We start from the raw sequence: 20,313 nt of genomic DNA, 5'->3' as shown, positions 1-20,313 counted from the left end.
CGACGGTGACCGCACTCATCCTGCTGATCGTCCTGGGGCTCGTCCTCACCTGGGCGTCCCGCCGCGCCGCGCACGCCGCGCGACGGCGTGACGCCCGCATCGCCGACCTCGAGCGCCACCTCCGGGCCGTCCTCGACGGCACCCGCGACGCGGTGCTCGTCCACGCCGACGACGGCGGCGTCATCGCCGCAGGTGCCGCGGCGGCCGCTCTCCTCGACGTCCCCGTCGAGCAGGTGCTCGGGGTGCCCGTCGCCGAGCTGCCCGTGGCGTGGGTGACCGACGACGGCTCGCGCGTCGACCCGGCGACCGTGTTCGCGCGGGACGTGCACGTCGGACCGGCCTCGCGCCCGCCGACCGTCGTCGGCGCCGTCCCCGCGACCGGGGCCCCGGTGCGCTGGGTCCAGGTGAGCACCGAGGCCGTCAGCACGCCCGACGGCCGACGCGAGCTCGTCACCTCCTTCAGCGACCAGACCGGTCCGCGCGAGATCCGTGCCGCGCTCGCCCGCTCGGAGAAGCAGTTCCAGGCCGCGATGGAGAACGCCCCGATCGGCATGGCCCTGCTCGACCCGCGCTGGCGCCTCGAGCAGGTCAACGCCGCGCTCGCCCAGCTCCTCGGCACGACCCCCGAGGCCTTGCGCGGACGCGACCTGTCGGCGCTCTCGCACCCCGAGGACCGCGCGACCGAACGGTCGGCGGTGCACCGGCTCTTGTCGGGCGAGGCCCAGCGGTTCAGCACCGAGAAGCGCTACCTGCGGACCGACGGCCAGACCGTCTGGGCGGTGCTCGACGTCGTGCTCGTGCGCACCGAGCACGGCGCCCCCGAGACGTTCGTCGCCCAGGTCCGGGACGTGACGGAGGCGCGCCTCCAGGCGGAGATGCTCGCGCACCGCGCGATGCACGACCCGCTCACGGGCCTCGCCAACCGTGCCCACATGCACGAGGTCCTGACCCGCGCGCTCGACCACCCCGACGCGTCGGGACGCGTCGCGCTGCTGCTCGTCGACCTCGACGAGTTCAAGCAGATCAACGACCGGTTCGGTCACCCGACGGGCGACGAGGTCCTCGTGCACGTCGGCGGCGTGCTCCGGGCCGCGACCGCGGGCCGCGGGACCGTCGCACGGCTCGGCGGTGACGAGTTCGTCGTCGTCGTCGAGGACCCGGACGCGGCACGCGTCGCGTTCGAGATCGCGGGCAGCATCCACACGGCGCTGCGCAACCCGATCCGCACGCAGCGGCGTCGCCTCCCCGTCGGCGCGAGCGTCGGCGTCGCCGTCGCGGACGCCGGGCTCACCGCGGGCGGCGCGCCCGCGGTGCTCGCCGCCGCCGACACCGCGCTGTACCGCGCGAAGGCCGCGGGCAAGCACCGGACCGAGGTCTGGGAGCCCTCGATGGGCTCGTCGGCGGGCACGCGCCACGGCGCCGCGGCCGAGCTGCAGGCCGCGATCGACGCCGGTCAGCTCCTGCTGCACTACCAGCCGACGGTCGACCTCTCCACGGGCGACGTCGTCGGCCACGAGGCGCTCGTGCGCTGGCAGCACCCCGAGCGCGGCCTCCTGCTGCCCGGGGCGTTCCTCGCCACGGTCGACGAGACGGGTCTCGGCGCCGCGCTCGGCGCGACGGTGATCCGGCAGGCGGTGCAGTACCTCGCCCGCACGGCCGACCTGGGTCGCTGGGTCTCGGTCAACGTCTCGGCGCGTCACCTGGGCGACGGCGAGTTCGTGCGCATGGTCGTCGAGGAGGTGCGCGCCCACGGGATCGCGCAGGGCCGACTCGTCGTCGAGCTCGTGGAGTCCGAGCTCGGCGAGCCGGGCTCGCGCACGCGCCACGACATCGACGAGCTGCGGGCCGCCGGCGTGCCGGTGCTCCTGGACGACTTCGGCACCGGAGCGGCCCCGCTCGCGTACCTGCGGGACCTGCCGGTCGACGGCGTCAAGCTCGACATGTCGTACGCCGCGGGCATCCCGGACGACCCCGCGGCGACCCGCGTGATCCTCGGTCTCGGCGCGATGGCGCAGCACATGGACATGGTCACGATCGCGGCCGGGATCGAGACGGCCGCGCAGGCCCAGCTGCTCCAGCGCAGCGGCTGGCGGTACGGCCAGGGCTGGTTCTTCGGCGCGGGGCAGTCGGAGCCCGTGCAGCAGCTGACGCACCTGCCTGCGACGGACGAGCCGGGCCCCGATGCGGGCCCGCAGGACCCGGGACAGGCCGGGCGGCCCGCCGTCGACCCGCCCGCGGCAACCGTTGCCGGTCCGTCCGGTCCGTCGCCCCGGCCCGCCGGTCCGTCCGGTCCGTCGCCCCGGCCCGCCGGTCCGTCCGGTCCGTCGCCCCGGCCCGCCGGTCCGCCCGCGGCGTCGACGCCCCCGGCCGTCGTGCCGGGCCGCGGCGGTCCTGTGACGGGGACGTCCGACGCGGTCCCGCAGCAGCGCGCACCGGCCGGGATGCGGATCCCGGTCCTGGAGCCGCTCGACGGCTGAGGGCCGCGTCAGCCGACGGGGCGCGCGACCACGACCGGGGCGTCCCCGGTGGGCGTCGGCGGGGAGAGCCGCTCGGGTGCCGCCTGGCCGACGACCTCGGCGACCCTCCCGTGACGCGCGGCGAGCGCTTGCGGGTCGAGCGAGCCGAGCGCCGTGCCCGTCGCGGTGCTCGGGAGCGGGTGCACGCGGTGGCCTCCGGCACGGTCGACCGTGAGCGCGGTCCAGCCGACGGCGCTCACGGTGGGCGGGCCGTCGGGCGGCACGGTGAACGTCGCGCTGAGCAGGAGACCCGAGTCCGTCCGCGCCGAGCAGCACGCGGCGTCCTGGTTGGACAGCATGTTGCCCAGGCCGTGGGCGACCCACATCCCCTCGCCGTGCGGACCACCGGCGAGCAGCTCGACGGGCTGGGGGACGTGCGCGTGGTGCCCGATGAGCAGGTCGACGACGCCCGAGGCGGCCAGGCCGGTGGCGATGCGCGTCTGCTCGTCGGTCGGCTCGGAGACGTACTCGACGCAGCAGTGCACGCTCGCGACGACGACGTCCGCGCCCGCGGCGCGGGCGCGCGTCGCGGCGTCGACGAGCTGGGCGGTGTCGATGAGGCGCACGCTGAACGGCGCATCGGCGGGGATCGGCAGGCCGTTCGTGCCGTAGGTCGCCGCGAGGTGCGCGACGCGCACGGTGCGGTCCCCGCGGACCAGCTCGTACACCTGGGGTGAGTCGGCCTCCTGGGCCGTGCGCGCGGTCCCGACGTGGCCCAGGCCCGCGGCGTCGAGCGCGTCGAGGGTCGCGACGACCCCCGCCCGTCCTCGGTCCAGGCTGTGGTTCGACGCGGTCGAGCAGCCGTCCCAGCCCGCCTCCTGCAGGTCGCGCGCGAGCTCGACGGGTGCGCCGAACACCGGGTACCCGGACGGCGCGGTGCCGTCCGGGGCGATCGGGACCTCCAGGTGGCACAGCGCGAGGTCGGCGCCGCCGACCCACGGGTTCATCGGGTCGAGCAGCGGCGAGAAGTCGTAGCCGGCCCCGGACGCGGACGCCGAGCGGAGGACGGGCTGATGCGGCAGGACGTCGCCCGCCGCGACGAGAGTCAGGTCGAACGGCTCGGGCGTCGGCGTCGGCGTGGGCGTGGGGGTGGTCGTCTCCGGTGCCGGCGCCTCCTCGGTCGGTGCCCCGACCGCCGACGGCGACGTCGGCGCGTGTGTGCCGAGCACGTCCGTGGCGGCCAGTGCGCCGGCGGTCGCCGTCGCGAGGCACACCACGAGGGCGAGGGTCACCGGCAGCGTCGCAGCGCGGCGACGCGGGGCCCGGGCGTGGCGCGTCACGCCGCGACACTACCTCCGCACGTCCCGCGGACCGCTGCGGTGCGGTCCGGTGACGCGCCGTAGGGTGGGCCCGTGGCGAGCGCGGCACCGGTGTGGAACCTGGCGAACGGCGTCACCGTCGCGCGCATCGCGCTCGTGCCGGTGGTCGCGGTGGCCCTCCTGCTCGACGACGGGAGCGGTGCCTGGCGCTGGGTCGCGGCCGGGTGCTTCGCGCTCGCGGCGGCGACCGACCGCCTCGACGGGTGGCTCGCGCGCAGGCTCGACCAGGTCACCGACTGGGGCAAGCTCGTCGACCCCATCGCCGACAAGCTCCTGATCGGGACCTCGCTCGTGCTGCTGTCGTGGCTCGGCGACCTCCCGTGGTGGATCACCGTCGTCGTGCTCGTGCGCGAGCTCGGGATCACGGCGATGCGCTTCGCCGTCCTGCGGTACGTCGTCATCCCCGCCTCGCCAGGCGGCAAGCTCAAGACCGTCCTGCAGTCCGTGGGGATCGGCATCTTCCTGCTGCCCCTGGACCGGTTGCCGGCCGCGCTGGGCGTCGTCGGCTGGGTCGTCCTCCTCGCGGCGGTCGCCGTGACGGTCGTGACGGGCGCCGACTACGTGCGCCGCGGCTGGCAGGTGCGCAGCGCGGCGGCTCGGGACGCCGGGCACGACGCGACCCCGCCGAGTGCGGACGGCGACGTCGGCGGCGAGGCGAGCACAGGCGGCGCGGCCGGACCCCGATGACGTCGAGGACGGCGGCGGTCCCGTGGGACGGGCGGCCGCTCGACCCGCGCCTCGTGGTCGAGGGCCTCGTCGCCGCGGGGCTCACCGTCGCCGTCGCGGAGTCGCTCACGGGAGGTGCCGTGTGCGACGCGCTCGTGGGCGTGGCGGGGGCGTCGGCCTGCCTGCGGGGCGGGGTGGTCGCGTACGCGACCGACGTCAAGGAGTCCGTGCTGGGTGTCGACCCGGTACTCCTCGCCCGGCTCGGGGCCGTGCACCCCGCCGTCGCGGTGCAGATGGCGCAGGGGGTGCGTCGGCTGCTCGCGGCCGAGGTGGGGCTCGCGACCACGGGCGTCGCCGGTCCCGACCCCCAGGACGGGCACCCGCCGGGGACCGTGCACGTCGCGGTGTCCGGGCCCGCCGGCACCGTGGTGGCGACGCGGCCGCCCGGACCACCGGCGGGTCGCGCGGCGGTCCGGGCCGACGCGCGTGCTGCCGCGCTCCGGCTGCTCCTCGCGGCGTGCGGAGCCGTGGTCGAGGGGCCCCCCGACGGTGACGCGGGGGATGACCGGGACCCCGACCGCTGAGGACCCGTGACGCCGCGGCGGCACCCGTCCGGACGCCGGTCGGCCGCTCGGGAACAGTCGCGGGCCCCGTCGCGTTGGACAGGACGTGAACGCCACTCGATCGCCGCAGCGTCCCGGACGCGAACCTGTCCGACCTGCGGGGTACGGTGTTACCCCCTCTCGGGTCCGGCCCGCCGGAGCCGTCAGGTACAGCAGCCCAGCGGCGCACCGCGCGCCCGCGCCGACGGAAGGAGGTCGCCCGATGGTCGTCCTACGACGGGAGATCGGCGACGTCCTCCGCGACGCCCGCCAGCGCCAGGGTCGGACGCTCCGTGAGGTGTCGTCCGCGGCCAGGGTGTCGCTCGGCTACCTGAGCGAGGTGGAGCGCGGGCAGAAGGAGGCGTCCTCGGAGCTGCTCGCGTCGATCTGCGACGCGCTCGACGTCTCGATGTCCGTGGTGCTCCGCGAGGTGAGCGACCGGGTCGCCGTCGCCGAGGGACTCACGGTGCCCGACTCGCCCGCCGAGCTCGCGGCGGCGTGGCGCCGTCCGCAGGACGGCGGCTGGAGCCGCACCGACGGAGAGCTCGCCCCGGTCGGCTGACCCGGCTGGGCGTCATCGTGCGCGCTCGGGCTGGCAGCGCGGGCAGTAGAAGATCGGCCGCTCCATGGGCGGTCGGCGTGCGGTGCCCCGGACGATCGGCGTGCCGCAGCGCAGGCACGGCTTGCCCTTGCGGTCGTGGACGAACGCCGAGAGGCCGCTGTCCCCGGTCGCCGTCGGCGTGCGCGAGGCGACGCTCCGGGCCATGAGGTGCCTGGCCGTCATGAGCACGGTCGCGGCGTCCACCTCCGCGGCGGGCGTCCACGGCCACAGGCGTCGCGCCCACAGGGACTCCGCCGCGTAGAGGGTGCCGATACCGGCGCTGACGGTCTGGTCGAGCAGCACCTCCGCGACGGGCGTCGTGCCCCGCTCGGCCCACCGCCGTAACGCCTCGCGCAGCCCCACGGTCGGGAAGTCGTCCGCGAGGACGTCGGGACCCAGGTGCGCGATGAGCGTGCGCTCGTCCCCGGTCGGCACGATGTCGAGCATGCCGAGCCGGTGCCCCACAGCGGTCCATGACGCGGTCGCCAGCACGGCACGCACGTACGGCCCGGCCGCCCGGGCCGTCGGTGCGCCCGTCCGGCTGATGCGCCACGAGCCCTCCATGCGTAGGTGCGTGTGCAGCGTCCGCCCGTCGTCGAACCGGGTGAACAGGTGCTTGCCGTACGGCACGGTCCTCAGGACCGTCCGACCCACCAGGTCGACCCCGGCCGCCGACGGCCACCGCAGCTCGGCGCGCACGAGCGGGGAGCCGACGAGCGCCTGGTCGAGACTGCGCGCGGCGCGCCGCAGGATGTCTCCCTCGGGCATCAGCCGTCCCGCAGCCGGAGCCCGCGAGGCGTCGCCGCGAAGCCGGCGGCTGCGAGGGCTGAGGCGACCGGCGCGTCGAGCGTCGCCCGGTCGAGCACGTCGGAGCCGTCGACGCGTTGCACGGTCAGGCGCCCCAGCCGACCGGTCCGGGCGGTCGCGGCGAGCTCCGCAGCGGCGTGCGCGAGCTCGCCCGGGTCGGTGCTGAACGACAGCAGGGTCCGGCCACCCCGTTCGACGTAGAGCACGAGGCGTCCGGCGACGAGGACGACGAGCGAGCCCGCCTTGCGTCCGGGTCGGTGCCGCCCCGCGTCGCCGTCGGAGGTCGTCGGCGCATCGGGCCAGGCGAGCGCGGCCCCGTACGGGTTGGCCGGGTCGGTCGCGGCCAGGAGCACGACGGGTGGGTCGGCGGCGTCCGCGCGCGCGACCTCGTCCTCGGTTCCCGTGCCCGCCGACACCGCGTCGCGCGCGTCGTCACGCAGCTGGTCGACGGCGCCGGGGAGCGCGAACTGGGAACCGCCGAGGTGCTCGACGAAGTAGCCGCGCCGGACCTGACCGGCCTCCTCGAGCGCGCTCAGGACCCGGTACACCGCCGTGAAGCCGCCGCCGATGCCCTCCGACGCCGCCACGGCACGCGTGAGGACCCCGTGCCGGTCGAGGAGCTGCGCCGCGAGCGCGTGCGCCCGGACCGTCGGGTCCTGCTCACGCTCCGGCAGCAACGACCACCGGCCGGGCGTGTCGGCCGAGAGCGGCGCGGCGCGGGTCGGGCGCAGGGCGATCCCGCCGAGCGCCCGACGGGTCAGCGCACGCCCACGGGGTGCGTGGCGCGGCACGCGGTGCGTCGTGCCGGATCGGCTCGAGCCCAGGCGCGCGCGGAGCGCGGCGAACCCGTCGTTCGTAACCCATCCTCCCCACACGAGGTCCCACAGCGCCTCGGTGACGCGGTCGGCGCTCAGGGTCGTCATGCCGGTCGTCGTGCCGGGCGCGAGGTCGGGGACGGCGCCCGCGCCGGAGCGGAGGTCGGGGACCGCGCCTGCGCCACGACCGAGCTCCGGCGGCGAGGCGTCCTCGGCCAGGCGTGCGCGGACCCGGTCGACGATGGCGGGGAGGAAGAACGCGCCACCCGAGGCGAGCACGTCGAGGACCGCGTCGTGCACGGGCCCGTCCACCGGACCGCCGCCGCCGCGGTCCGCCGGGGCGGCCAGGGTGAGGTCGGCCGTCGCCGCGAGGTGCAGGCTCACGAGCCCGTCGCGCGCGGCAAGGGGTCCGCTCCCGGCCCACAGCACCTCGCCGGCGGACGTCAGCTCGTCGAGCATCGCCGGGTCGTAGTCCGGTACACGTGCGGGCAGCACGAGGGTCTCGAGCGCCGACGCCGGGAGCGCCGCGCCGGAGAGCTGCTCGACGGCGCGCAGGAGCCCGTCGACACCGCGGAGCCGTCCGCCCGACCTGCCGCCCCGGGGCTCGGTGCGCGAGGCGACACCCTGCCAGCGGGGCAGGAACACGCCGAGCGCCCGTGCGGGCACCGGTTCGACCTCCGCCCGCAGCGCGGCGAGCGACCGCCTGCGCAGGATGCGCAGGACCTCCAGGTCGCAGTAGTCCTCACCCGTGCCGCCGAGCGAGGCCGGCCGGAGGTGGCCGAAGGCGAGCACCCGCGAGCCCTCGAGCCGGCGCAGCACCTCGGTCGCGACCCCGATGCCGATCCCGAACCGGCTCGCGACCTGGGCCGCGGTGAACGGCCCGTGCGTCCGGGCGTGCCGGCGCACGAGGTCGCCGAGCGGGTCGGGGACGGGTTCGGTGAAGTCCTCGGGCACCCCGACGGGCAGCGCGACCCCCAGGGCGTCGCGCAGCCGGCCCGCGTCCTCGATCGCGGCCCACCACGACGTGGTCCCGTGCCGCACGGCGATGAGCCGACGTGCGCGCGTGAGGTCGTCGAGCCACGCGGCGACGTCGTCGTGGTGCTCCTCGCGTGTGCGCGCCCGCACCTCGTCGAGCGTGAGCGGACCATGGCGCCGGACGGCGTCCGCGACGTCCTCGGCGTGACGCGCGCGCCGGTCGGGTGCGGTGCCGCTGAGCTCGGCCTCGGTCCGCTCCACGGCTGCGGGGTCGAGCAGGTCCGCCAGCTGCGCCGACCCACCCTGCCCCAGCAGCTCGGCGAGGAGGGTCGGGTCCAGCGTGAGCGCGGCGGCACGTCGCTCCGCGAGCGGGGCGTCGCCGTCGTAGAGGAACTGGGCCGTGTACCCGAACAGCAGCGACTGCGCGAAGGGCGACGGCGACGGCGTCGTGACCTCGACGACACGCACACGGTGCGCCGCGACGTCCGCCATGAGGCTGCTGAGCGCGGCGACGTCGAAGTCGTCCTGGAGGCACTCGCGGGCCGCCTCGAGCAGGACGGGGAAGTCGGGGAAGCGCGATGCGACCGACAGCAGCTGCGCGGCGCGCTGGCGCTGCTGCCAGAGCGGCTGACGGCGGTCGGGGCGGCGGCGAGGGAGAAGCAGCGAGCGGGCGGCGGCCTCGCGGAACCGCGCGGCGAAGAGCGCGGACGAGCCGAGCTCGGCGCGGACCGCTGCGGCGACCTCGTCGGCGTCGACGAGGAGGTCCTCCAGGTCCACACCGGGTGCGTCCCCGTCCTCGACCCAGCGACCGGCCTCGACGTCCCACGTGCCGCTCGTCGTCACGTCGGGCAGGCGCAGCACGATCCCGTCGTCGGCGTGCAGCGCCGCCGCGTCGAGCCCGTAGCGGTCGCGGAGCCTCGCAGCGAGGACGAGCGCCCAGGGCGCGTGCACGCGTGCGCCGTACGGCGAGTGCACGACGACGCGCCAGTCGCCGATCTCGTCGCGGAACCGTTCGACGACGATCGTGCGGTCGTCCGGGACCTGCCCGGTCGCGTCGGCCTGCTCGTGGACGTAGCCCAGCAGGTTGTCGGCCGCCCACGCGTCGAGGCCGCCCGCGGTGAGCATGGCCCGGGCCGTGGCGTCGTCGGCGGCCACGAGCTCGCGGACCCATCCGCCGAGGGCCTTGCCGAGCTCGGCCGGTCGGCCTGGGGAGTCGCCCTTCCAGAACGGCAGCCGGCCCGGCAGGCCGGGGGCGGGGGAGACGAGGACGCGGTCGGGCGTGATGTCCTCGATCCGCCACGTGCTCGACCCGAGCGTGAAGGTGTCGCCGACGCGCGACTCGTAGACCATCTCCTCGTCGAGCTCGCCGACGCGGCGGCCCCCGCGCTGCGCGTCGCCCTCGGTGGTCGACCCCGCGAGGAACACGCCGTACAGACCGCGGTCGGGGATGGTCCCGCCGCTCGTCACGGCGAGCCGCAGCGCGCCGGGCCGCCCCGTCAGGACACCGGTCGACCGGTCCCACACCAGGCGCGGCCGGAGCTCGCCGAACTCCTCCGACGGGTAGCGGCCAGCGAGCATGTCCAGGACGGCGCGCAGCGTGCCTTCGCCGAGGTCGGTGAACGGCGCGGCGCGCCGGACGACGGTCGCAAGGTCCTCGACGGTCCAGTCGTCGACCGCGACCATGGCGACGACCTGCTGCGCGAGCACGTCGAGCGGGTTCTGCGGCACGGACAGCGACTCGATCGCGCCCGCGCGCATCCGGGCCGCGATGACCGCCGCGGGAACGAGGTCCCCGCGGAAGGTCGGGAACACGACGCCCCGCGACGTCGCGCCGACCTGGTGGCCCGCACGTCCGACGCGCTGCAGCCCGGACGCCACGGACGGCGGCGACCCGACCTGCACGACGAGGTCGACCGCACCCATGTCGATGCCGAGCTCGAGCGACGACGTGGCGACGACCGCGGGGAGGCGACCGGCCTTGAGCTCGGACTCCGTCCGCGTCCGCTCGGTGCGGCTCATCGACCCGTGGTGCGCGCGGGCGAGCACGGGTGCACCGTCCGAGCCGTCGACCCCGGCCGAGGCCCCGGACTGCGCCTGGACCTGCGCGGGTTGCAGCGTCCCCGGGTCGGGCACGTCGACGCCCTGACGCTCGGCCCACACCTCGTTCATGCGCGCCGTGAGCCGTTCGGCCCCTCGTCGTGAGTTCGTGAAGACGAGCGTCGAGCGGTGCCCGGCGACGAGGTCGACGACCCGCTCCTCGACGTGCGGCCAGATCGAGGGCCGTGGGGGAGCGCCGGCCGCCGACCCGCTGAGGTCCGGCTGACCGCCGGACGCGCCGGGGCCCCCGGATCCGCCGGGTGCGCCCCGGGGCGCGGACGCCGGTAGGCCGTCGCCGGTCGCGCGGTCGTGGGCCGGGCCGGCGGCCTGGAGGTCGGCGAGGTCGGGCACGGGCACGACGACCTCGACCTCGACCCGCTTGGTCGCCGGGGGCTGCACGACGGCGACGCGCCGTCCGCCGTCCGCGGGCGCCCGCGCGCCGCCCAGGAAGCGTGCGACGGCGTCGACCGGGCGCACCGTCGCCGACAGCCCGATCCGCTGCGCCGGACCCCCGTGCTGCTCGAGGAGCGCGTCGAGGCGCTCGAGCGACACCGCGAGGTGCGCGCCGCGCTTGGTCCCGGCGACGGCGTGGATCTCGTCGAGAACCACGGTCCGCACCCCGGCGAGACCCGCCCGTGCGGCCGACGTGAGCACGAGGAAGAGGGACTCCGGGGTCGTGATGAGGATGTCCGGCGGTCGTGTCGCGAACGCGCGCCGCTCCTGCGGCGGCGTGTCCCCGGTCCGCACGCCCACCTCGACGTCGGGCACGGCGACGCCCAGCCGTGCGGCCGCCTGCCTGATGCCCACGAGCGGGGACCGGAGGTTGCGCTCGACGTCGGCGGCGAGCGCCTTGAGCGGCGAGACGTAGAGCACCCGGCAGCGCGTCGCGGCGTCGGTGGCCGGCTCGACCATGAGCCGGTCGAGAGACCACAGGAACGCCGCGAGCGTCTTGCCGGACCCGGTCGGTGCGACGACCAGCGCGTGGTCGCCCTGCGCGACCGCGGACCACGCCCCCGCCTGGGCCGCCGTCGGCGCCTCGAAGGCGCCGGCGAACCAGCTGCGCGTCGGCTCGGAGAAGCCCGCGAGGGGGTCGGCGGCGGCCGGCTCGTCGGCGCGCGTGATCACGTGCTCATTGTGGTGCGGGGGTCCGACACCGCACCCCGGGGAACGGCGTGGCAGGCTGTCCCGGTGCGATACAGCGAGTTCCGGGAGCTCGTCCGGGAGGTGCTCGGGCCGCAGGTGGGGCCGGCGCTCGTGCGCGACCAGGTCCTCGGTGCGCTGGGTGACAGGACGGCCCAGGAGGCGCTCGACGAGGGGGTCGACCCGCGCGTCGTCTGGCGTGCGCTGTGCGACGCGATGGGCGTCCCGGAGCACGAGCGGCTGGGCCGGGACCACGCGGTTCGGGAGCGCCGGTGACGGCGGGGGCGGCCGCGCCGATGATCCGCGCCCGGGGGCTCGTCAAGGAGTTCGGCTCGTTCACGGCGGTCGACGGGATCGACGTCGACGTCATGCCGGGCGAGGCGTTCGGCTTCCTGGGCCCCAACGGCGCCGGCAAGTCCTCGACGATGCGGATGATCGGGTGCGTGTCGCCGCCGACGGCCGGTGAGCTGACGGTCCTGGGCATGGACCCGCGCACGCACGGCGCCGCGATCCGGGCCCGGCTCGGCGTCGTGCCCCAGCGCGACACGCTCGACGAGGAGCTGACCGTCGAGGAGAACATCTGGGTCTACGGGCGCTACTTCGGCATCCCGCGCGCCGAGGTGCGCCGTCGCGCGGCGGAGCTCCTCGACTTCGCCCAGCTCGCCGACCGGGCCGGCTCCGTGGTCGAGCCGCTCTCGGGCGGCATGAAGCGCCGGCTCACCATCGCGCGCGGGCTGGTCAACTCGCCGAGCATCCTGCTGCTCGACGAGCCGACGACCGGCCTGGACCCGCAGGCGCGGCACGTGCTGTGGGACCGGCTCTTCCGGCTCAAGCGCGAGGGCGTGACGCTCGTGCTCACGACGCACTACATGGACGAGGCCGAGCAGCTGTGCGACCGGCTCGTCGTCATGGACCACGGCCGGATCGTCGCCGAGGGCTCGCCGCGCTCGCTCATCGCCGAGCACTCCACCCGCGAGGTCCTCGAGCTGCGGCTCGACACGCTCGACCACGCCGAGCACGTCGGGGCGGTCGAGGGCGTCGCCGAGCGCGTCGAGGTGCTGCCCGACCGGCTCCTGCTGTACGTCGACGACGGCGAGCGAGCGCAGTCGGAGGTCGTGCGCCGGGGGGTCGAGCCGGTCTCTGCGCTCGTGCGTCGCTCGACGCTCGAGGACGTGTTCCTGCACCTGACCGGCCGGACCCTGGTGGACTGATGGCGGTCGAGGACCGGGTCGGCGCCGACGTCGACGTCCCCGTGGGCCCCGTGGCCCGCGGCGGTGGCTGGCCCGCGGTCACGGCGCACTGGTTCGTGCGGTACCGCCGGATGTGGTTCGGGACCGCGGTGAGCAGCTTCCTCGCGCCGCTGCTGTACCTGGTCGGCATGGGGTGGGGACTGGGCCGCCTCGTCGACGACGGCGCGGGCGGGGCGGGCGGCGTGCCGTACCTGCTCTTCGTCGCCCCGGGCGTGCTCGCCGCGACCGCGCTGCAGGTCGCCGCGGGCGAGACGACGTTCTCCGTCATGGGCAGCATCAAGTGGGACCGCACGTACCACGGGATGCTCTCGACGCCGCTCGCGCCCGTCGACGTCGTCGTGGGCCATCTCGTCTTCGTGCTCGTGCGCGTCGCGCTCGCGTCGTCGGTCTTCCTCGCGGTCGCGGCCGCGCTCGGCACCGTCCGGTCGTGGTGGGGCGTCCTCGCGGCACCCGTCGCCGTCCTGGGCGGGATGGCGTTCGCGGCCTGGTGCTACGCCTACACCGCGCGGCTCGAGACGGATCGGGGCATCACGGTGCTCCTGCGCTTCGTCGTCATGCCGCTGTCGCTGTTCTCGGGCACGTTCTTCCCGGTCGACCAGCTCCCGGTGTGGCTGCAGCCCGTCGCCTGGGCGACCCCGCTGTGGCACACGGTCGAGGTCTGCCGCGCGCTCACGCTCGGCGTCGTCGAGCCGTGGGCGGTCGTCGGCCACCTCGCGTTCGTCACGCTGTGGCTCGTCGCCGGCGTCGTCGTCGCGGTCCGGGTCCTGACGCGTCGGATGGTGGTGTGACGTGGCCCGCCTCGCCGACGTGCTGCCGGTGCCTGCGGGCGCCGGCATGGCGCGCACGCTCGTGGAGCGCAACTACCGGTCGTTCCGTCGGACGTGGACGATCATCGTGTCGGGCTTCTTCGAGCCGGTCTTCTACCTGTTCGCCATGGGTGTCGGCGTGGGGGCGCTGGTCGGGGACGTCGACGCGGGGGACGGGCGCCTCGTGCCGTACGCGGTCTTCGTGGCCCCGGCTCTCCTCGCGGCGTCGGCGATGAACGGGGCGGTCTTCGACTCGACGACCAACGTCTTCTTCAAGCTCAAGTACGCCAAGCTCTACGACTCGGTGCTCGCGACGCCGCTCGGGCCGCGGGACGTCGCCGTCGGCGAGATCACGTGGGCGCTCCTGCGCGGGCTGGTCTACGCGGCGGCGTTCCTGCTGGTGGCGACCCTCGCGGGCGCGGTGACCTCGTGGTGGGCCGTGCTGACGCTCCCCGCCGCGACGCTCGTCGGCTGGGCGTTCGCCTCGGTCGGCATGGCCGTCGCGACGTACATGCGCACGTGGGCCGACTTCGACTGGCTCCAGCTCGCGATCCTGCCGATGTTCCTGTTCTCGGCGACGTTCTTCCCGCTCTCGGCCTACCCCGCCGCGGTGCAGGGAGTGGTCCAGGCGACGCCGCTGTACCACGGGGTGGCCATGATCCGGGACCTCATGCTGGGCCAGGTCACCGGTGGGATGGCGGTGCACGTCGGGTACCTCGCGGTCATGGGTGCGGTCGGAACGGTCTGGACCGGGCGGCGCATCGAGCGCCTGCTGCTGCGCTGACCCGACGCCCTGGACCCCCACGGCGTCGCCGGACGTCGGTCCGGCGTGTCGGTGACCGGGTGCGGCGGATCGAACAGGTGTTCGTTACGCTGGTCCCCAGGACGGCGCGTCGCCGGGGCTCCACAGGGGCCCCGGGCGCCTCCGGCTCGTGTCGGTGGTGGGTCGTAGCGTCGGGCACCGAGACAACGAGACCGTGCACGACCGGGGCGGACGCCCCCTGAACCGAGGTGGAGACATGCCCGCTCCTGCTGACCGCTCGAAGGCCCTCGAGGCCGCCCTCTCCCAGATCGACCGCCAGTTCGGCAAGGGGTCGATCATGCGCCTCGGCGACGAGGGCCGCGCCCCCGTCGAGGTCATCCCCACCGGGTCGATCTCGCTCGACATCGCGCTCGGGATCGGCGGCCTGCCGCGCGGCCGGGTCATCGAGATCTACGGCCCGGAGTCGAGCGGCAAGACGACGGTCGCGCTGCACGCCGTCGCGAACGCGCAGCGGGCGGGCGGCATCGCGGCGTTCATCGACGCCGAGCACGCACTCGACCCGGAGTACGCCAAGAAGCTCGGCGTCGACACCGACGCGCTCCTCGTGCTCGAGATCATGGACATGCTGATCCGGTCGGGCGCGATCGACATCGTCGTCATCGACTCGGTCGCGGCGCTCGTGCCGAAGGCCGAGATCGAGGGCGAGATGGGCGACAGCCACGTCGGCCTCCAGGCGCGGCTCATGTCGCAGGCGCTCCGCAAGATCACCGGTGCGCTCAGCGCCTCGGGGACGACGGCGATCTTCATCAACCAGCTCCGGGAGAAGATCGGCGTGTTCTTCGGCTCGCCGGAGACCACCACGGGTGGCAAGGCGCTGAAGTTCTACGCCTCGGTCCGCATGGACATCCGACGCATCGAGACGCTCAAGGAGGGCACCGACGCCGTCGGCAACCGCACCCGCGTCAAGGTCGTCAAGAACAAGCTCGCACCGCCCTTCAAGCAGGCGGAGTTCGACATCCTGTACGGCGTCGGCATCTCGCGTGAGGGTGGCCTGATCGACCTCGGCGTCGAGCACGGGTTCATCCGGAAGTCGGGCGCCTGGTACACGTACGAGGGCGACCAGCTCGGTCAGGGCAAGGAGAACGCGCGCGGATTCCTGCGCGACAACCCGGACCTGGCCAACGAGATCGAGAAGAAGATCAAGGAGAAGCTGGGGATCGGTGCCCGCGTCGACGCTCCTGCCGATCCCGCCGCAGGGGTCGACTTCTGACGCGCGCACCGGAGCCTCCGCCGTCCGGATCTGCGGCGGAGGACCGCGAGCCCGATCACGAGTCGGTCGCCCGGGCGATCGTGCTCCGGCTCCTGACGGGCGCGCCGAGGAGTCGGCACCAGCTCGAGCAGGCGCTGGCGCGCCGTGACGTCCCCGAGGACGTCGCGGCCGCCGTGCTGGACCGCTTCACCGAGGTCGGGCTGATCGACGACGCCGAGTACGCGCACATCCTCGTGCGCTCGCAACGGGAGAGCCGTGGTCTCGCACGACGTGCTCTCGCGCTCGAGCTCCGCCGGCGCGGCGTCGGCGACGACGACGCCCACGCCGCGCTGGCGGGCGTGGAGGCCGACGACGAGGAGGCCACCGCCCGACAGCTCCTCGAGCGGCGGTGGCGCGCCGGTCGGGATCTCGCGCCCGAGGTGAAGGCCCGTCGCGCGCTCGCCATGCTGGCCCGCAAGGGGTACCCGGGCTCGCTCGCGGGGCGTCTGGTCCGCGAGATGCTCGCGGACGAGCGCGCGGGAGCCGACGCAGGGCGAGGCGTGTCCGAGGACGGCGGTGCGGCGTGGGATCCTGAGGAGCCGATTCCCGACTGAGGGACGTGTCCCGAAGGAGATCCGTGGAAGCCGCGACCGTCCTGGTCCTCCTGTTCGCGTGCCTCGTCGCGCTCACGCTCGTCCTGCTCGCTCGTCGCGAGGCGGCCGCGACCCGGGCGCAGGCGGCCGCCGACGTCGCCACGATCAAGGACGAGGCCCGCGCCCTCATGGCCGAGGCGCAGCGACGCGAGGAGCGGCTGACGTCCCGCGAGCAGGACGCCGCCGAGGAGCGTCGTGAGCTGCGGCGGCTCACCGAGCTCGCCGAGCGGCGTCTCGCCGAGGCCGACGCCGAGCGTGACGCCGCCGCGACGGCGCGTCACCACGCAGACGCCGTCCGCGAGGGGGCCGAGCGCGAGCTCCACGCCCGGCTCGAGTCGGTGTCGGGGCTCTCGGCCGACGAGGCGCGGGCAGAGCAGGTGCGCCTCGCGACCGAGCGGGCCGAGCACGAGGCGGCCGCCGCGGTGCGCCGCATCGAGGCGCGCGCACGCCGGACCGCGGACGAGCGGGCGCGCGCCGTCGTGGCCACAGCCGTGCAGCGCGTCGCCGGTCCGACGAGCGCCCAGAGCGTCGTCACGGTGCTGCCGCTCCCCGCGGAGGAGATGAAGGGCCGCATCATCGGCAAGGAGGGCCGCAACATCCGCACCTTCGAGGCCCTCACGGGCGTCAACGTCATCGTCGACGACACCGCGGACTCCGTCACGCTCTCGAGCTTCGACGCCGAGCGGCGCGAGGTCGCCGCTGTGGCGCTCGCGTCGCTCATCGAGGACGGACGCATCCACCCGCAGCGGATCGAGATCGCGTACTCGGACGCGCTCAAGGGCGCGCACGAGCGGGCGGTCGCCGCCGGCCACGACGCTGCGGAGCAGGCTGGCGTGGGTGAGCTGCACCCGGAGCTCGTCGAGGTGCTCGGCCGGTTGAGGCTGCGGACCAGCTACGGCCAGAACGTCCTCGCGCACCTCGTCGAGAGCGCGCACGTCGCGGCCGCGATGGCCGCAGAGATCGGCGCCGACGTCGACGTCGCACGGCGTGCGGCGTTCCTCCACGACATCGGCAAGGCGCTGACCGCCGACAACCCCGGAACCCATGCGGCCCTCGGGGCCGAGCTCGCGCGTCGGCTCGGCGAGTCGCCCGTCGTGGTCAACGCGATCGCGGCGCACCACGACGAGGTGCCGATGGAGTCCGTCGAGGCGGTGCTCGTCCAGGCCGCCGACACGTGCTCCGCGGCCCGTCCCGGTGCGCGCCGCGAGGAGCTCGACCAGTACATCGAGCGGATGGACACGCTCGAGTCGCTCGTCTCCGCGCACGAGGGCGTGCGGCGCGCGGTCGCCATGGCTGCGGGCCGCGAGGTGCGCGTGGTCGTCGAGCCGTCCGTCGTCGACGACCGGTCGCTGCCCGAGATGGCGCAGGCCATCGCCCGGCACATCGAGAAGGACCTGTCCTTCCCGGGCGAGATCACCGTCACGGTGATCCGCGAGCTGCGCGTGAGTGCGACCGCGGGCTGACCGCGTGCGCCCCGACGGACAGGGTCCGGTGCGTCAGACGGGACGTGCGCCCGCGTCCGCTCCCGGGCCGGTGCCCGGCCGCTGCGCGGCCTCGGCGACCGCCTCCGGGTTCCCCTGCGCGGAGGTCCGTCGGGCGAGCCACCGCGCGAACCACGACAGCGACAGGTTCACCGTGAGGTACACGACGGTCCCGACGGTGAAGAGCGCGAACGCGTAGTTGTTGCCGTAGAAGTAGCTGTTGTTCTGGATGACCTTGAGCAGCTCCTGGTACCCCACGATGAACCCCAGCGAGGAGTCCTTGAGGAGCACGACCATCTGCGCCACGAGCGACGGCATCATCAGCCGGACCGCCTGGGGGAGCAGGATCGTGAAGAGCGTCTGCGGGCGCGAGAGCCCCAGCGCGTAGGCGGCCTCGGCCTGACCCTTCGGCAGGGCCGCGAGGCCCGCTCGCAGGATCTCCGCGACGATCGCCATGTTGTAGACCACGAGCCCGAACACCACGGCCTCGAACGAGCTCAGCTTGAGCGCCAGCAGGGCGAAGAACATCATCAGGAGGACGGGCACGCCGCGGAACAGCTCGATCACGCCGACCGCAGGGATGCGCAGCGCCCGCAGCCGCGTCGAGCGCCAGACCGCGAGCGCCACGCCGAGCGCGAGGGCGAGGGGTGCGGCGAGTGCAGCGGCGCGCAGCGTCGCGCCGAGGCCGGTGACCAGGAGGCTGCGCCAGACGTCCGCCGCGGTCTGCTTGGGCGGGTCGTAGAGCACGTCCCACCGGTCGGCGTCGAACACCCCGTTGCGCGCGGCAGCCACGGCGCCGACGGCGAGGAGCACGAGCACCACGACCGAGCCGATGACGGAGCCCCACCGCTCGCGCCGCCGCGCGACGGGACCGGGTGCGTCGTAGAGGACCGAGGTCATCGGCTGAACGCCACCTTCCGCTCGACGGCGCCTGCGATGACGCCCATCGGGATCGTGATGAGCAGGTAGAACACGACGACCCCGACCAGCAGGAGGATCGTGTCGGACGGGTTGCCCTGCGACAGGCGCCGCCCTGCGGCGGTGAGCTCGACGACCGCGAAGCCTGCGGCGACCGACGTGTTCTTCGCGAGCGCGATGAACACGTTGATCAGCGGAGGCACGACGGTCCGGACGGCCTGGGGGAGGACGACCTCACCGAGCGTCTGGCCGAAGGTCAGCCCGATCGCTCGTGCGGCCTCGGCCTGACCGACGCCGACGCTGTTGATCCCGGACCGCACGGCCTCCGCGACGAACGCGGACGTGTAGGTCGACAGGCACAGCACCGCGGTCCAGAAGCCGAGCGGCGGGATCACGCCGAACTGGGGCAGGACGAAGACAGCGAAGAAGAAGATCAGCGTGAGCGGCATGTTCCGCAGGACCTCGACGTACGCGGCCGCGAAGAAGCGGAACGGGCGCAACGGCGAGACGCGCAGCGCGGCGACGACGAGACCGAGGGCCATCGCGATCGCCGCGGACCACGCGGTGAGCTGAAGCGTGACGGCGAATCCCGAGAGGTAGGTCGGGAAGGCGGCGAAGACGGCGTCCACCGGTGCGCTCCTGGGGGATCGAAGGACGGGGGCCCGCAGGCCCCGACGGGTGGGGGCGCCGCGCTCGGCGCCCCCACCCGCGTCAGGTCAGGTGTGCTCGGTCCGTCAGTAGCGGTCGACGGCGGGCGGCTCGGGCGTCGGCAGCACCGTGCCGGCCGTCGACTCCCACGCGTCGGTCCAGCGGCCGTCCTCGAAGATCTCCTCGAGCACGTCGTTGACCCAGTCGCGGAACTCGTCGTCGCCCTTGGCCAGGCCGATCCCGTAGGGCTCCTCCGTGAACGGCTCGCCCCGGACCTCGAGGTCGTCGCTCTCGGCCGCGAAGCCCGCGAGGATGACGTTGTCGGTGCTGACCGCGTCGACCTGGCCGTTGCGCAGCGGCGTGAGGCAGTCGGAGTACGCCTGGAACGGCACGACCTCGGCCTCGGGGAAGTTCTCGAGGAGGTTCGCCTCGGGCGTCGAGCCCGAGACGGTGCAGACCTTCTTGCCCGCGAGGTCGTCCGGGCCCTGGATGTCCTCGTTGTCCGCGAGCGTCAGGATCGACTGCCCGGCCTCGTAGTACGGGCCCGCGAAGTCGATCCGCTCCTTGCGGTCGTCGTTGATCGTGTAGGTCGCGATGACCAGGTCGACCTGGTCCGTCTCGATGAAGGACTCACGGTTCTGGGAGATCGTCTCGACCCAGGTGATCCCGTCCTCCTCGATGCCGAGCTCGCCCGCGATGATCTTGCCGATCTCCACGTCGAACCCCTCGGGCTCGCCGTTCGGCCCGACGAGGCCGAACAGCGGCTGGTCGAACTTCGTGCCGATCGTGATGCTGCCCGCCTCGGACAGCTCGGCCATCGTGGAGCCCTCGGCGAACTCCGCCGCGCCCTCCTCGCCGCCTGCGTCGGTCGTCTCCTCGCCGGCGCCGGGCTCCTCGGTCGGCTCCTCGGCGTCCCCGCCGCACGCGGTCAGGGCCAGCACGCTCGCGGCCAGGACCGCCACGGCGCCTCGTCTGCGCATCGTCCGCATCTCGTCCCTCTCGTTCCC

At 74.8% G+C, this 20,313-nt stretch carries 17 protein-coding genes; 11 read left to right on the top strand and 6 right to left on the bottom strand.

Translation table 11 applies throughout. The features are described 5' to 3' along the window. The first annotated feature begins 5 nt into the window (after positions 1–5). Complete coding sequence (locus tag IEV86_RS03920) at positions 6–2,477, top strand: putative bifunctional diguanylate cyclase/phosphodiesterase (protein WP_229734459.1); 2,472 nt, start codon at positions 6–8, stop codon at positions 2,475–2,477. Between the two features lie 8 nt (positions 2,478–2,485). Here the strand turns inward: IEV86_RS03920 and IEV86_RS03915 are convergent, their stop codons facing one another. Further along, entirely contained in the window at positions 2,486–3,796 is a 1,311-nt protein-coding gene (locus tag IEV86_RS03915; RefSeq protein ID WP_043603142.1) for a CapA family protein, read from the bottom strand. 72 nt (positions 3,797–3,868) lie between these two features. Here IEV86_RS03915 and pgsA point away from each other — a divergent pair, with 72 nt between their 5' ends. From pgsA to IEV86_RS03900, 3 genes are all read left to right on the top strand, one after another. Further along, complete coding sequence (gene pgsA, locus IEV86_RS03910; RefSeq protein WP_081978497.1) at positions 3,869–4,522, top strand: CDP-diacylglycerol--glycerol-3-phosphate 3-phosphatidyltransferase; 654 nt, start codon at positions 3,869–3,871, stop codon at positions 4,520–4,522. After that, positions 4,519–5,085, top strand: a complete 567-nt coding sequence (locus tag IEV86_RS03905; protein WP_081978496.1) for a CinA family protein — start codon at positions 4,519–4,521, stop codon at positions 5,083–5,085. The genes pgsA and IEV86_RS03905 overlap by 4 nt, the downstream gene beginning before the upstream one ends. A gap of 241 nt (positions 5,086–5,326) precedes the next feature. Then, positions 5,327–5,665, top strand: a complete 339-nt coding sequence (locus IEV86_RS03900) for a helix-turn-helix domain-containing protein (RefSeq protein WP_043603139.1) — start codon at positions 5,327–5,329, stop codon at positions 5,663–5,665. 12 nt (positions 5,666–5,677) lie between these two features. Here the strand turns inward: IEV86_RS03900 and IEV86_RS03895 are convergent, their stop codons facing one another. Then, positions 5,678–6,472, bottom strand: a complete 795-nt coding sequence (locus IEV86_RS03895; protein ID WP_043603137.1) for an Fpg/Nei family DNA glycosylase — start codon at positions 6,470–6,472, stop codon at positions 5,678–5,680. Beyond that, positions 6,472–11,523: an Lhr family helicase gene (locus tag IEV86_RS03890; RefSeq protein ID WP_229734458.1), complete on the bottom strand. Its 5,052-nt coding sequence runs from the start codon at positions 11,521–11,523 to the stop codon at positions 6,472–6,474. The genes IEV86_RS03895 and IEV86_RS03890 overlap by 1 nt, the downstream gene beginning before the upstream one ends. Positions 11,524–11,586: 63 nt before the next feature. On the opposite strand from IEV86_RS03890, the gene IEV86_RS03885 reads away from it, so the two are divergent. The 7 genes from IEV86_RS03885 to rny all read left to right on the top strand — a co-directional run bounded on the left by IEV86_RS03885 (position 11,587) and on the right by rny (position 17,722). Beyond that, complete coding sequence (locus IEV86_RS03885) at positions 11,587–11,814, top strand: DUF3046 domain-containing protein (protein WP_043603206.1); 228 nt, start codon at positions 11,587–11,589, stop codon at positions 11,812–11,814. A 20-nt stretch (positions 11,815–11,834) separates the two neighbouring features. Next, positions 11,835–12,749, top strand: coding sequence for an ABC transporter ATP-binding protein (locus IEV86_RS03880; protein WP_043603202.1), 915 nt, complete (start codon positions 11,835–11,837; stop codon positions 12,747–12,749). Continuing rightward, positions 12,749–13,576 (top strand): ABC transporter permease, encoded by an 828-nt coding sequence (locus tag IEV86_RS03875; protein WP_081978495.1) that lies wholly within the window; start codon positions 12,749–12,751, stop codon positions 13,574–13,576. Before IEV86_RS03880 ends, IEV86_RS03875 begins: the two co-directional genes overlap by 1 nt. Before the next feature lies 1 nt (position 13,577). Beyond that, positions 13,578–14,378 carry an ABC transporter permease gene (locus IEV86_RS03870; protein ID WP_043603135.1) on the top strand — a complete coding sequence of 267 codons (801 nt, stop codon included), beginning with the start codon at positions 13,578–13,580 and terminating at the stop codon, positions 14,376–14,378. 235 nt (positions 14,379–14,613) lie between these two features. After that, positions 14,614–15,627 carry a recombinase RecA gene (recA, locus tag IEV86_RS03865; RefSeq protein WP_188484547.1) on the top strand — a complete coding sequence of 338 codons (1,014 nt, stop codon included), beginning with the start codon at positions 14,614–14,616 and terminating at the stop codon, positions 15,625–15,627. A gap of 80 nt (positions 15,628–15,707) precedes the next feature. Continuing rightward, positions 15,708–16,220 carry a regulatory protein RecX gene (locus IEV86_RS03860; RefSeq protein WP_229734457.1) on the top strand — a complete coding sequence of 171 codons (513 nt, stop codon included), beginning with the start codon at positions 15,708–15,710 and terminating at the stop codon, positions 16,218–16,220. A gap of 23 nt (positions 16,221–16,243) precedes the next feature. Continuing rightward, a complete protein-coding gene (rny, locus tag IEV86_RS03855) occupies positions 16,244–17,722 on the top strand; it encodes a ribonuclease Y (protein WP_052425878.1) in 1,479 nt (492 codons plus the stop codon). A gap of 33 nt (positions 17,723–17,755) precedes the next feature. Here the strand turns inward: rny and IEV86_RS03850 are convergent, their stop codons facing one another. From IEV86_RS03850 to IEV86_RS03840, 3 genes are all read right to left on the bottom strand, one after another. Beyond that, entirely contained in the window at positions 17,756–18,640 is an 885-nt protein-coding gene (locus tag IEV86_RS03850) for an amino acid ABC transporter permease (RefSeq protein WP_052425877.1), read from the bottom strand. Beyond that, the gene (locus IEV86_RS03845) at positions 18,637–19,287 is read right to left on the bottom strand and encodes an amino acid ABC transporter permease (protein WP_043603128.1); all 651 of its coding nucleotides are present in this window, start codon (positions 19,285–19,287) and stop codon (positions 18,637–18,639) included. The genes IEV86_RS03850 and IEV86_RS03845 overlap by 4 nt, the downstream gene beginning before the upstream one ends. Before the next feature lie 105 nt (positions 19,288–19,392). Next, a complete protein-coding gene (locus IEV86_RS03840) occupies positions 19,393–20,286 on the bottom strand; it encodes a glutamate ABC transporter substrate-binding protein (protein WP_438501590.1) in 894 nt (297 codons plus the stop codon). Between the last annotated feature and the right edge of the window lie 27 nt (positions 20,287–20,313).

This window comes from Cellulomonas carbonis, from assembly GCF_014636275.1.
GTDB classification, from domain to species: domain Bacteria; phylum Actinomycetota; class Actinomycetes; order Actinomycetales; family Cellulomonadaceae; genus Actinotalea; species Actinotalea carbonis.
This window is presented reverse-complemented; position numbering and strand designations above follow the sequence as displayed.